Source organism: Mucilaginibacter sp. P2_A5, assembly GCF_056404995.1.
This window is the reverse complement of record NZ_JBFUCY010000002.1, coordinates 1-13,243: the sequence shown is the minus strand read 5'-3', so window position 1 is coordinate 13,243 and position 13,243 is coordinate 1. Positions and strand designations below refer to the sequence as shown.

General features: G+C 41.1%; 10 protein-coding genes and 1 tRNA gene. 4 read left to right on the top strand and 7 right to left on the bottom strand.

What is annotated here, in order from left to right:
* The first annotated feature begins 106 nt into the window (after positions 1-106).
* From AC1DXF_RS01730 to AC1DXF_RS01720, 3 genes are all read left to right on the top strand, one after another.
* A tRNA-Arg gene (locus AC1DXF_RS01730) sits at positions 107-178 on the top strand.
* Between the two features lie 248 nt (positions 179-426).
* The gene (locus AC1DXF_RS01725; RefSeq protein ID WP_477445483.1) at positions 427-1,644 is read left to right on the top strand and encodes a tyrosine-type recombinase/integrase; all 1,218 of its coding nucleotides are present in this window, start codon (positions 427-429) and stop codon (positions 1,642-1,644) included.
* 549 nt (positions 1,645-2,193) lie between these two features.
* On the top strand, positions 2,194-3,879 hold the full coding sequence (locus AC1DXF_RS01720) for an RNA-binding domain-containing protein (protein ID WP_477445481.1): 1,686 nt from the start codon (positions 2,194-2,196) through the stop codon (positions 3,877-3,879).
* A 535-nt stretch (positions 3,880-4,414) separates the two neighbouring features.
* Here the strand turns inward: AC1DXF_RS01720 and AC1DXF_RS01715 are convergent.
* From AC1DXF_RS01715 to AC1DXF_RS01685, 7 genes are all read right to left on the bottom strand, one after another.
* Entirely contained in the window at positions 4,415-5,389 is a 975-nt protein-coding gene (locus AC1DXF_RS01715) for a DUF5712 family protein (RefSeq protein WP_477445479.1), read from the bottom strand.
* A 41-nt stretch (positions 5,390-5,430) separates the two neighbouring features.
* On the bottom strand, positions 5,431-5,982 hold the full coding sequence (locus AC1DXF_RS01710) for a BfmA/BtgA family mobilization protein (RefSeq protein ID WP_477445477.1): 552 nt from the start codon (positions 5,980-5,982) through the stop codon (positions 5,431-5,433).
* Between the two features lie 389 nt (positions 5,983-6,371).
* Positions 6,372-6,689, bottom strand: a complete 318-nt coding sequence (locus AC1DXF_RS01705) for a hypothetical protein (protein WP_477445475.1) — start codon at positions 6,687-6,689, stop codon at positions 6,372-6,374.
* Positions 6,686-6,952, bottom strand: a complete 267-nt coding sequence (locus tag AC1DXF_RS01700) for a helix-turn-helix domain-containing protein (protein WP_477445473.1) — start codon at positions 6,950-6,952, stop codon at positions 6,686-6,688. The genes AC1DXF_RS01705 and AC1DXF_RS01700 overlap by 4 nt, the downstream gene beginning before the upstream one ends.
* 266 nt (positions 6,953-7,218) lie before the next feature.
* Entirely contained in the window at positions 7,219-7,965 is a 747-nt protein-coding gene (locus tag AC1DXF_RS01695; protein ID WP_477445471.1) for a hypothetical protein, read from the bottom strand.
* Positions 7,966-8,140: 175 nt separating this feature from the next.
* Positions 8,141-9,040: an MBL fold metallo-hydrolase gene (locus tag AC1DXF_RS01690; RefSeq protein ID WP_477445469.1), complete on the bottom strand. Its 900-nt coding sequence runs from the start codon at positions 9,038-9,040 to the stop codon at positions 8,141-8,143.
* 90 nt (positions 9,041-9,130) lie between these two features.
* The gene (locus AC1DXF_RS01685) at positions 9,131-10,003 is read right to left on the bottom strand and encodes a helix-turn-helix domain-containing protein (RefSeq protein WP_477445467.1); all 873 of its coding nucleotides are present in this window, start codon (positions 10,001-10,003) and stop codon (positions 9,131-9,133) included.
* Positions 10,004-10,527: 524 nt separating this feature from the next.
* Between AC1DXF_RS01685 and AC1DXF_RS01680 the strand changes: the two genes are divergently transcribed.
* The coding region (locus tag AC1DXF_RS01680) for a ligand-binding sensor domain-containing protein (RefSeq protein WP_477445465.1) at positions 10,528-13,243 on the top strand (2,716 nt) is incomplete at its 3' end.

Here is a 13,243-nt window from a genome sequence, read left to right as displayed (position 1 = left end):
GTGCATATTTTTGCCGATAAAAATTTGCCATTAAGGCATGTGATTTTTCATTGATAATTTGCACCTTTGCAAGCTGATTGAGGGTTTGCCCTTATCCGCCATATCCGGTCCCGTAGTTCAACGGATAGAATAGGAGTTTCCTAAACTCTAGATATGAGTTCGATTCTCGTCGGGACCACTGGAAATAGTATTAAAATGATATAAAAGCCTGCAAATCAAATGATTGCAGGCTTTTGTTTTATGGTCAAAACACCAAAAAATGCACTGATTTTTAACAAAAAGGTGTCAAATTCGGTGAGTACCTCCAGAACAAAATACTACTCACCGAATATGTCATAATTAATTGATATTCAAGATGTTCATCTTTTGAACATCTTGATGGAAGATGCTTGCAAACTTACTTTTGATCATTTAAAGTACGTTGTTATGAAAAGTAATTTCCATCTGCTTTTTTACTTAAGGAAGCAAAAAAACTACAAAGAAGGCGCTGCTGCCATTTATATGCGGATCACCGTTGACGGTAAAAGGTCAGAATTTTCTGCCGGAAGGGAGTGTGATCCGTCCCGTTGGAATAGCCATTCCGGGCGAGGAATTGGCACTAAAGAAGATATAAGGGCGCTGAACAGCTATCTGGATATCTTACACACCAAAGTAAATAGTGCTCATCAGCAATTGCTGATTGCAGGTGAAGCGATCACTGCGGATAAATTGCGTAATCAATTTATAGGACGGGCTGAAAAGCGCTACCACGTGGTGGCATTATTTAGTGAGCACAACGATCAGGTAAAAGCATTGATCGGAAATGGATTTGAAGAGAATACGTTAAAAAGCTACCGTAGCTCTTTTAAGCACCTCGCTGAATTTGTAAAGTATAAATATGGTGTTGCAGATGTTGACATTAAAAGTCTGAATCATGCCTTTATACTCAATTACGAGTTTTATCTAAAGACCACCTGTAAATGCAGCGGCGTTTCCGCTGCCAAATATATCAAACACCTTAGAAAAATTGTCAACAACTGCTTAAACAACAAGTGGCTCGTTGAGAATCCTTTTATTAATTACCGCTCAAAAGCGAAAGCTAAGGAAAAAGAGTTTTTAACTGAGGATGAACTGGAGAAAATAGCGAATAAGGAGGTGACCATTGACCGTCTGATCCAGGTTCGGGATACTTTTGTTTTCTGCTGCTATACGGGCCTGGCTTATGCTGATGTCCAAAAATTACAGCGCCATCAGATTGCGAAAGGCGTTGATGGTGAACAATGGATTTTTACGAACAGAAAGAAAACGGATACTGCATCAAGAATACCTTTATTAGCGGCGGCTGAAGATATCGTAAAAAGGTACGCCGATCATCCGCAATGCGTAAATAAGAATCTTGTGTTACCGGTACTAAGTAACCAAAGAATGAACAGTTATCTAAAAGAGATCGCGGACGTTTGTGGTATAAGCAAGCTATTGACCTTTCATATGGCCCGGCATACTTTCGCTACGACGGTTACATTAGCCAATGGCGTGCCCATAGAGAGTGTAAGCAAGATGCTTGGACACACCAGTATAAAAACGACTCAACACTATGCTAAGGTACTTGATATCAAGGTAGGCTCAGACATGGCCATGTTGCGGAAGAAGTATAAGCCCGCCTGATTCAAATCTTTCAATATTCAATAGCTTATTTCGCCGTTTCTATTTCCCTTGAATAGAAACGGTTTAATTATTTAACCATGCCTAAAAAAACAATATATATTGATTTAATGATCCATTTCGGCTTCGAGAGGATTTTCGGTATTGTCCTAAACGTGATTTACTAATTGAATTCCTTAACGAGGTGTTCGAGGGAAAAAGCACATTGTTGATCCGGTATACAAAAGGGAGAATATACCGGCGATACGATCTATTAAGGTAATGCGATCTTTGATTACTTGTACCGGGATTGCTGGCGAGGGTTTTATTATAAAGGTGCAATGGGGTAAACAGGAAAACTTTAAACAATGTGCTTGATTATAGACCAGTTGGGTGATCCGCGGGCAGGCACCGAAAGGTAACCGGTTTAAATGGACTTACAATACCTCTGAAGGGTACCTGCTGACTTACTTTAAAATATTATATTTTGTGTTTGAGTAATCTTTGAGCAAATATGGGTCTTTTCATAAATGTAGCTTTTAACGTAACTTTGGATACAGCACAATAAAAATAATGGATCAAAAATCGCTTCAAGTAAAGTTTGCTGAATTAATAGCACTTCCAGCCGAAACCGAGACCATCGAATTTAAAGAAGCGAAGAATACCTATGATCTAACTAAGCTTGGTAAATATTTCTCAGCGCTTTCCAATGAAGCCAACCTTAACGGCAGAGCTGATGCCTGGTTTATCATGGGAGTTAAAAATGATCAGACCGTTGTAGGAACAGCTTTTCGACCCAGCCGAAAAGATTTGGACAGTCTTAAAGGGGAGATTGCTAATAAAACGAGTAATCGGATTACTTTCATGGAAATCCATGAAGTTTTTTTACCTGAAGGACGAGTGTTGATGTTTCAAATCCCACCAGCGCCCAGAGGGTTGCCGGTAAGTTTCGACGGTCACTATTACGGCAGGGACGGCGAAGAATTAGTGCCTTTGAATATAGAAGAGATTGAGCGTATCCGTACACAACGCAGCAGCGAGGATTGGAGTGCAGGTATTATTAAAGAAGCGATTATTGCAGATCTTGATCCTGAAGCAATAAAAATTGCAAGGGAAAACTATAGAAGCAAGTTTCCGGATAAAGCTGAAGAAATTGACACCTGGAATGATGTTACTTTTCTAAATAAAGCAAAAATAACGATCAAGGATAAAATTACCAGGACAGCGCTCATTATTTTAGGGCGCGAAGAATCCGAACACTTTTTAAGCCCTGCAGAGATCAAGATCAGGTGGGTGCTGAAAGACACCCACAATACAGACAAGGATTACGAAATATTTAATTGCCCACTACTGCTGGCTGTAGACAAGGTATATGCCAAGATAAGGAACCTCAAATATCGATATATTACAGAGACGACTTTATTTCCCGAAGAAACTTTACGTTACGAACCTTATAGTATCCGGGAAGCATTAAACAATTGTATTGCTCACCAGGATTATACATTAGGTGGAAGAATTAATGTAGTGGAGATTGAGGACGAAGCTCTGATATTCACTAATTATGGTTCTTTTATTCCCGGTTCTGTAGAACGCGTAGTAAAGGATGACGCACCGGAAGAACATTACCGTAATAAGTTTTTAGCAACCGCTATGTTCAATTTGAAGATGGTGGACACGGCGGGAGGAGGTATCAAGAAAATCTTTAACTTCCAAAGGCAACGATTGTTCCCATTACCTGATTATGATTTAACTGGTGGTAAAGTTAAAGTGACTTTGGCTGGTAAAGTTTTAGATATGGATTTCGCCAGGGTATTGGCACGTCATAAAGACCTGACTTTAGATGAGATTATCCTGTTGGATAAAGTTCAAAAAAGGAAGAAACTTACGCCGGTAGAGGAAAAGCACCTTCGGATGAAGAAGTTAATAGAAGGAAGAAAACCTAATTATTACATTTCACTTGATGTCGCCAGTCAAACAGGGCAAAAAGCGGAATATTCTAAGAACAGGGCTTTAGATAAAGCCTATTACATTGATCTTGTCAAGAAATCAATTCATCAACATGGACATTTAGAACGGAAGGATATAGATGAATTGTTGTGGACGAAGTTACCGGATTGGATGAATGAACATCAGAAAAAAATTAAAATAAACAATCTGATATCAGAGATGCGAAAGAAAGGATCGATTTGGAATGAAGGAAGTGATTCCAAGCCACAGTGGAAGCTGGGGAAGGAGGAAAGAAAAAGATCAAAAGAATAGTTGTTATAAAAGAGTTCTAATTAATGTTTCTAATTAAAGATGTTAATTAGAGTTTAATTAGAGATATTAGTAATTCTAAGTATAAATAGCAGGCTATTTAATTAGAGTTAATTAGAGGTTGAGAAAAAGTAGAGTTACTTAAACAGTCGAAAGGTTTATAAGTTATCTTTTATTACAGCCACCCCCAGTCATTGCACCGCTTAAACACCTGTAGCTTAACGCAGGAAAACGGTCAAGGGCGGGGCAAGCCAATAAAAAAGAAAACAACCCTGCCCCGTTTATATACCCTTTACCGTTTTCCTGCGTGAGCTAATTTTGTGACTGCGGTGCTGTGACTAACCGACAACCCGTGGACGGGAAAGGCAGGTGTGTATGAGGTACGAATATACTCCTGCACGTGCTGCGGCGAGACTGGCGGCGTAATGGAACCGGAGCGAAGCGCGTGGTGTTATGAAGTCGCCTGCCACAGCTGCATGGCCACTCTCTTCTATCAAAAACAAGAAACATCTGTTTATTATAGCATCAGCAACCTTGCTCAACGCGACACTTGTTGGCCATGGTATTTCTTCTTTTTTTTTTTCTTTTTCTCCATCTCGCTTTCCGGGACAATGTTAGCACCTCCAGTATACATCGGTTCCAGCATCACTTCCAAAAAGCTTGCCGCTGTCTTACCTGCTGTGGACAACATACCGGCTGTTGAGGTAAATATGCCCTCCGCGACTCCCTGGGCAAGTTCATTAGCCACCGACCTGCTTTCATAATTCTGCGAGGAACCCTCGGCTAACATGCCCAGTTGTTCCCGTTGCGATAACTCGCCGTTCTTCTGCACATTGGCATATGCCATGGTATCTTTTAACTGTCTGTCAAATTCAAAAAGGCTGTCAAAAAGAGATTCGCCGCTCTGTTTAAATGCTACCCGGTCAAACTGTCCCATCTTTTTAGAATGCGTTGCATTCTTTCCCCTTGAGGTATTCATCGGGCTAAGCTTGATCTTATTGGTTATATCCTTACGGCTTACAATAACCTGCACATGCATCTGCTCGCCCTCCTTACGGTCACCCCGTTGTTTCAGGCTCTGTTTTACCTCCGGGTCAGTATAGTTGTAATAACGGTAGTTTTCCAGCTTGGCGAACCATAACAGGTCTTCGTTACTGCTCACACCATCCCGGTTAAAGTTTTTTGCATAGGCATCCATCACTCTGACCGCGAAACCTTTCATTTGTTCTTTAGCACCCTCTTCCCCATATTGCTCTTTTAAAAACCTGATCTCTTTCTGGCTCGGGCTGATATTGACCAGGAAAAACTTAGCATCGTCTTTACCCAGCTTGGCGACATTATTATCGATACTGCGCATGACCTGGTAAGGCTCGATCCTGATCTGCTGACCATTGAACCAGTATTCAGGTTCAAGTTTATGGTCTATCCTGTTTTCTTTTTCCAGGTAATTTACCAGCCCCGCGCTGCTGCCTTTGTTCGCCGCTTCTTTGCTATCGGTGATATTGATAAACATAATGCCCCCTAACCCCCTAAAGGGGGAATTAAAATACATGATTAAAGTAAACTGACCTGTGATCTGGTAACAGCGATCAGCTCATCTTTTTCCCGGCCCGATGTCATCATCCCGAAAGCTTCCCTTGATTTGATATAACCATCAAGGATGAACAGGAACTGTTTTTTCAGGTGTTCCTTACTTTTTTGGTTTTTCGAGATGATTTCCATCAGCGCATCTATGCCGGTTAACTTTTGGACCAGGGCATGCTGGTTATTCAGCAAGTCCGCATTCGCCTTGAGGATTTGCGTATTAAAGCGTTCGATGATCTTGGCTTGTGATACTGATACCCTGTCCATTTCCGTTTTGATCGGAATGAGCAGCATGTTCTCCTGGCTTTTGATAAAACTGATATACTGCTGGTGGTTCTTCATCAGCGCATTTTTTAATAATTCATCATTCAGGTCCAGGGGATCTTTCTTACTTTTATAAAAGTAATCGACCATCTGGATAAACACCTGCCGCTTAGTCCTGCCCAGTTTAAGGGCGATCTTTTCAAACTTTTGATCTACCATAACCGGGTATCTCACTGATCTAACATTGATATCTTCCATACTGATCTTTTCAAACTGACCAAATAGCTGTCTATGCAGCTATGCCTTTATTCCTGTATGCAGGATACCGCCGGGTATCCTGTTTTCTTTTATTTCATAGGCGAAAACGCCCTAAAGTATCCCCGGAGGATACGTAAACCCCCCGTAGCGAAGCGTAGGGCAAGCAAAGTAGGGCTCTGCCCAACTTCCGCTTGCTCACTTCGCTTTCGCGAAGCGACCGCCGCTCTTCTTCCTGATTTGCAAAGCAAATCATTACCGGTGCAGCCATTGGCTGCACCGGATTCATATAGCTGGATATCTGTCTATCCATATATCGGAATAACCAGTTATTCCGATATGAAGTTATTTGTATAGGATGGTATATAGATATACCGATACAAAGTGTCGGGCTACACTTCCCAACCGACGGGCCAGTAAACCTGGCTGCCGAGTTTGGGATGGTAAGACGGCTGATAACGGATGTAACCATATTGATCGAGTTCTTTGATACACTTGTGATACGTTGCAATGGATGCGACCTTGGAAAACGCCATGAGCGTTTTTCGGGTCACACCAAAAGGGCTTGTAAAACCATTCCGCTGCCAGCAAACAAATAAACCCGTGAATAAGCTAAGATGGGTTGGCAATAACCGGTTGTCTTTTTCCATGCGCCTGACCAAACCGGCATAACCAGCCAGTTCTTTGACAATTTCCTTTTGGAACTTCATTTGCCTTCTCCTTCCAGTATCTTGTTGATGTCTTCCAGTTTGTAGTACATGATACTTCCCACTTTCGTGAAACGCAGCGTACCGTTGATGCGCAGGTTTTGAAGTGTGCCGGGCGATATGCCTAAAAGCTTCCGCACTTCGACGCTCTTCAGCCATTTCTTAGATTGCCCCTGTCCCGGCTGCATCAGTTGTTTGATCTCCGTCAATAACTCACTTTTAAACTCCCTTAAATCCTCCTTGGTGATCAATTCGATTGCTGTCATAGTTGATATTTTTTATCGTGAATAATTCTTGCCCAAATTTGGGCAAGCCCTATTTTATTGCTTGGGGACTTTAATAGGGTGACCCCAATTTTCTGTTTATTACATCTTGTTTAGTTTCGCATGGCGGGGACCTCCTTTCTTTATTAAACCCGTTCAGCGGAACAATAAAATGCAAGCCACTGAATACAATGGTTCAAAAGTGAGGGCTAAAACAGCAAAATGAATGACCATTGGAGGCGTTTGGTCACGAATGAAAAGACAAAAGCCTATCTTTTAGGCTTTTGAATGATTTTGAAAAGCTTATCCTTTTCAGTGATAATCGTGTATTTCGGCGGCGGGTTATCCTTGTCGGCCGGGAAATAATTCTGGGCGGTGCCGATTGCTATGGGTTTATCACCATTGAGAAAGTGCTTGGCGATCAATTTATACCAGGGACTTGCCGTTTGGCTGTTCACCAGCTTATTGCCATTCGGCAATTTCAATTCCCTCACCTGATCAATTAAGTCAATAAACACAGGCAGGCCGTCTTTGCTGATGACGATCTTTTCACCGGCTTCGTATTTAACGTAATCTTTAATCTGGCTCTCCAGTTCTTTGATTCTTGCTTCTAACTGGTCAATCTGTTTGTTTTTATCAGCGATGACTGATTCCAAGGGCTGTGTTTTGTGCCACTGATCTATACTTTCCAGATATACCAAAAAAGCTTCCAGTTTGGCCGTAAATTTCAATCCCTGAGCAGATGGCTTAAGGCCTTTGTAGAATTTAATCCTGGTATTTACAATATCATAAACATGATCGAAAAAAGCCTCTTCCTGTCCGACGTTACCCTTAAGGTAATGATTTAACTGGTAATTGTAAAACGTAGCGTACTCATCTTTTTTGATCTTATAAATCTTATTGACAAAGAAATTTAAACCGAAAACTCTGTCTGTAAATATCGGCCAGCCGATATCGTAACGATGAGGGTTTAACTCAAACCGGCCTCGGAATTTGAAATAAGTGTCTGAAGGCATACAACAATATTTCTTGATAAACGAGTTACCATAGTTTTAGTTTATATGACTGAGAGAATTTGGAATTTGCTTTCATAAATAACTGATTCGAGCCCAGTCTCGGACCCGCACAACCTCCCACCTAAAATGGGAGGTTTTTTTTGCATTAATTTTCAGCTTATTGAGGTCCCCGCTGCTATTTGCCGGTCTGCCGGGAAGTTTCGTTTGTTTTTTTTGCGGCAAGTGCACCTCCCCAAAGTGAACCCGGGTTCAAACGATCAGGATAGAGCTCCATCATCGCGTTATACAACTCGAGCGTAGTGGAAGTTTCCCTATTGAGGCGATCAAAATCCTCTATATATTTTTTTGTCGTGAATAAAATTTCGGGATCATCAGTATTGGTTGGTACTTTGTGGCCTGCAACTACTGATTTAGGATGAAGGGTAATAAGCTTATCAATTGCGTTTATCCATTCCTTGCGGGTTTCTGTTGTCGTTTCAGCCAAATACTGGTGCACACCATTATAAGCAACATCTCCAGCTGCGATTAGTCCGATAGATGGCACATACAGACTGGTCGTGTTATGCGTGTCAGAAAAACCGGTATGGATTATGATCAATTTCTGTCCTTCCAATTCAAATTCGTCGCCAGGCAATGCGGTAGGGACCACCAGTTTTTCAGGTATTTGTCCGGGATAGCGCGGCACCCAAAAACCTTCTATGACCGCTGGCTGTACCTGTTCCCGGCAATCTTCCGCGGTAGCCTTGGTAGCTATCGCCTTTGCATCAGGAAAACGGTCCAGCAACAATTGCAGACCATAAAAATGGTCACCATGCGAGTGGGTGATGTAAATGTACTTGAGGTTCTTACCGGTAGCAGCAATAGCATCCGCCAATGCCTTTGAATGGTCAATGGCTAGAAATACATCTACTAATACGGCGTCTGTTTTGCCATAAATGAGCGTAGCGCTATTGGGCACCCATTTAAGGTCATCAAGACCCGGAGGAGTGTTGGGGTCGCGGTTTAAACCGGGGCGTCTTGAAGTGAAAACTTCATAGTTCAATACATTGGTCTGGTTGTCGTTTTCTTTTGTCATGGCTTTGAATACATTTGTTTGATTGGTAAACAAAATTAGACCGATCAGCTGATGAAGAACGTACCTCAGGCAAAGTAAAAGATACGAAAATCAAATAATATAACGATGTCTGAACGTGACCGGGGTGACGGTAGTGTGTTTTTTAAAGAAGGTATTGAAATGATTGGGGTAATTGAATCCAAGCCCGTAAGCAATGTCCGCGATGCTCCAGTTGCTATGTTTAAGCAGTGCCTTAGCCTCATTGAGCAATCTATCTGCGATGTGGCTGGAAGTGGGCTTTCCGGTAAGGTTTTTTACGGCCGAATTTAAATGATTGACGTGAACAAATAGTTTGGATGAATAATCACCTGGTTTTTTTAAGCTGACCGGTTCCTGTGGCGATTGGATAGGAAATTGTTTTTCGAGTAAATCAAAAAAAAGATAAACGATACGGGCTCCGGCGTTACCGGGTTGAATCCTGATCGGATCCGTTTTAAGTTTTAATCCTTCATAAATGAGCAAACTGATATAATGACGTGCAATTTCATCTCCGAATGAAAAAGGGGAATTAATCTCATCAATTAATTTATCGAACAATAGCCGGATGAACTGCAATTGTTTTTCTTCCGGAAAAAGTACACTGGTGCCGACAGCGCCAAAAAGGGAAGAAGGCGATATTTTGCCGGCAGCTTCTGAAGCATTGAGAAAATCATGGATGAATACACACCAATATCCTGATCGCATAGATTTCAGGCTGTCATAAGCATAGGTAGCCGATGGGTGCGCAAAAAAAAGCGCGGGTTTGTCGCAATCAAATTCCTGATCGTTAAAATATAGTTTGCATTTATTTTCAATCAGCCAAATCTTAAAAAAATCATTCCGGCTATAGGGCACTTTTACCCTTTTACCGGAGTATTCATAACGCCGTGCATTAATGGAATAAGGAATTTTCTGCAGGTTATGTGTAAAATAAGTTGCTTCCATAGCTAAAGCTACAAAAATCAAATCAGCTAACAGCTTAAAAGATTAATTTCATTGGTGGAGAGTGTAGATGGAGCTTTTTAAGCCCGCTGGAAAATTATGAGGAGCTTCGCTTTAAATCAGCAATAAACTTGTTCGATTTTCGTACAGTAGTCGACCGGTTCGATATTGCCCCGTTAAGGTGTTTAAATTCTTGCTATTTTCTTTAAATCAGCTATAAAATTATTTGAAAATAGACCCATGATCGACCCCTTTCTAAAAAGCCTTTTTACAGCGATAAAAGGGCTTTTTTATGCCCTCAGGGCAGATTTTTCGATGAAAAGATAGCAGTAAGTTCAGGCATGGTCCGTACCATAGCATGGCAACTCGTTTGCTTCAGAGATTGGTTATTTATGTTTTGGTGATGAGATAAGGAATTGCCACTTTTATCTCTTTAATTACGATTTTATCTTACTTTTATGCTATCTTAGAGTACCGGCTTGCTAAAGGGCCAGGTTCCCGATTTCGAAGATCTCAACTAAATTTTAATGCGTTTAAAACTTTATATTGTCGTTTCAGTGTTGTTTTTTGCTTACACGAACAATTTTGCGCAAGGCAATCAATACCGGTTTTCGCACCTTGATATAAGTAACGGACTGTCGCACAATCAGATCACCAGTATTTTTAAGGATTCTGAGGGGTTTATGTGGTTTGGTACTTCTTTAGGTCTCAACAGGTATGACGGTTATAACTTTAAAGTATTCAGGCACGACGCAAATAATAAGAATTCTATTAATTTCGATTATATAAGAAGTATTTTTGAAGGGCCTGACAAAAAATTATGGATATCAACCACCACCGGCTTCTGTTTCTATGATCCGGAAACCGAACGGTTTAACAATGATATGTCATTATTGTCACGTCCTTTGAAGCTACCCGTTAATGATCCTCAAAAAATTGAACGCAGCAGCGCTGCAGACTTTTGGTTTTTATATGCCGATTCGGGCATTTACAGGTATAACGCCATAAGCAAAAAGACGACACGTTATTTTCACAGTGTTAACGGGGTTCCCTCGTTATACCCAGGTTCCATTGCAGATATCACCTCTGACGTTAAAGGCAATATTTGGATAGTTTATACTGACGGAATGGTGGAGATGCTTGATGTTAAACTTAACAGGATCAGCTATCGCACCAGCATATTTAACAAGGGAACTAATAATAAGAAAGATCGTTATACACTGCTCGTCGACCGCGATGGTGATTTATGGTTTTACTTGCCGTACAATGATTTGGGCCTATCTTATTACCAGCCTTCAACAGGCACTTTCAGGCATATTGATAAAGAATCACCCGGGATAAAGTTAAAAACGAACTTTATTACCAACATTGTTCAGGCTAATGATGGCTTAATATGGATCGCAACTGACCACGGCGGGGTAAATGTGCTGGATAAAAAGAATTGGACAATCACCTACCTGCTAAATAAGGGAGATGACCCTACATCATTAAGGCAAAACACCGCAACACTTTATAAGGATAACTTAGGTATTATATGGGCCGGTACTAATAAAAAGGGAATAAGTTATTATCATAAAAATATTATCAAGTTCCCGCTTTTCAAGCATTTAGATTCTGATCCGGCTAGTTTAAAGTTTAACGATATCAATAAATTTGTAGAAGATAAACTGGGGAATTTATGGATCGGCACCAATGGCGGCGGCCTCATTTATTTTAATCGCAAAACGGGCGTATACACCCAATACAAAAACAATCCTAACGACAGCAACAGCTTATCGAGCGATRTAATTATTAGCCTTTGTATAGATCATGAACAAAAATTATGGATAGGTACCTATTTTGGCGGTTTGGATTGCTTTGACGGGAAAACGTTTAGCCATTATAAACACAACGATAAAGTKGCCACCAGTATTGCTGATAACCGGGTATTTAGCATTTTGGAAGACTCGTCTCACCGTTTGTGGATAGGAACGCTTTTTGGGGGCCTCGAAATTTTCGACCGTGCAAAAAAAATATTTTACCATCCATTAACGCAGGCTGATATCAGTTCTACTATAATATTCTCAATCTTCGAGGATAAACAAGGCAATATCTGGATAGGGGGAGGATGGGTGGTAGATGTTATATGGAAGGACGGCCGGCGGACAAGCCACTATACCGCAAAAGATGGTTTAATTGACAATGAAATAAGCAATATCAATGAGGATAGCCGGGGTTTGATATGGATAGTGGCCGGGGGCGGATTGTGTGTGTTGAATCGCAAAACAAACACTGTTATCTCGCTGACAAAAAAAAGCGGGCTCCCGGCCAATTCAGTGACCAATACGTTGGAAGATAACAAAGGGGTAATGTGGTTAAGCACTTCGAACGGGTTAGCCCGCGTCAGATTAACACCAACAGCTGATTCTTTCAATTTTCACTTCGACAGTTTTGACGATACAGATGGTTTGCAGGGCCGGGAGTTCAACATAAATGCAGCTTTAAAAACACGCGCCGGTGAATTGATATTTGCGGGCCCGGATGGTTTTAATCTGTTCGACCCCGCAAGCATTGAACCCGATACCGCCAGGCCTCGATTAATCTTTACCGACTTTCAGTTGTTCAATAAGAGCATATCAGCAAATGAGGCGGTTAACGGCCATATTATCCTTCCAAAAAGTATATCAGWAGTACATWCRATAGTYCTTAATCACGACGAAAATATCTTTTCGATAGAATTTGCCGCCCTCGATTATATCAATYCGGGTAAAKTAAAATATCAGTATATGCTGGAGGGCTTTAATAAGGCATGGGTAAATGTAGATAATAAAACGCGAAAAGCCGGTTAYACCAATCTGGATGGGGGAGATTATACTTTTAAGGTACGTGTGTCCAATKCTGAAGGTGTTTGGAGTCMGCATAGTATTTCTTTAAARATTAAGGTATTGCCCCCGTTCTGGAAATCTACTTTAGCATATGTCATTTACCTGTTGTTGATAACCGCGACCCTGTTTTTTATACGCCGGCGCGGAATACAAAAAATAAGAAGACAGTTCCTAGCAGAGAAAGAAAAATTTATAGCAGAGAAAGAAAAACAGGAAGCAAAATTGATAATTGAACAGGAGCGGCAGGAGATTAAGCGAATGCAAGATCTTGATCAACTGAAAACTAAATTTTTGACCAACGTAAGCCACGAGTTCCGAACACCGATTTCGCTGATCATGGCGCCGGTCGAAAAAATGCTTACCCGTGCTGATCAGGAAC

What these genes read in the sequence shown, in the direction of transcription:
- AC1DXF_RS01695 (WP_477445471.1), bottom strand. Translation starts at nt 7,965, where the DNA reads ATGCCTTCAGACACTTATTTCAAATTCCGAGGCCGGTTTGAGTTAAAC.
- AC1DXF_RS01700 (WP_477445473.1), bottom strand. Translation starts at nt 6,952, where the DNA reads ATGACAGCAATCGAATTGATCACCAAGGAGGATTTAAGGGAGTTTAAA.
- AC1DXF_RS01725 (WP_477445483.1), top strand. Translation starts at nt 427, where the DNA reads ATGAAAAGTAATTTCCATCTGCTTTTTTACTTAAGGAAGCAAAAAAAC.
- AC1DXF_RS01715 (WP_477445479.1), bottom strand. Translation starts at nt 5,389, where the DNA reads ATGTTTATCAATATCACCGATAGCAAAGAAGCGGCGAACAAAGGCAGC.
- AC1DXF_RS01690 (WP_477445469.1), bottom strand. Translation starts at nt 9,040, where the DNA reads ATGACAAAAGAAAACGACAACCAGACCAATGTATTGAACTATGAAGTT.
- AC1DXF_RS01685 (WP_477445467.1), bottom strand. Translation starts at nt 10,003, where the DNA reads ATGGAAGCAACTTATTTTACACATAACCTGCAGAAAATTCCTTATTCC.
- AC1DXF_RS01720 (WP_477445481.1), top strand. Translation starts at nt 2,194, where the DNA reads ATGGATCAAAAATCGCTTCAAGTAAAGTTTGCTGAATTAATAGCACTT.
- AC1DXF_RS01710 (WP_477445477.1), bottom strand. Translation starts at nt 5,982, where the DNA reads ATGGAAGATATCAATGTTAGATCAGTGAGATACCCGGTTATGGTAGAT.
- AC1DXF_RS01705 (WP_477445475.1), bottom strand. Translation starts at nt 6,689, where the DNA reads ATGAAGTTCCAAAAGGAAATTGTCAAAGAACTGGCTGGTTATGCCGGT.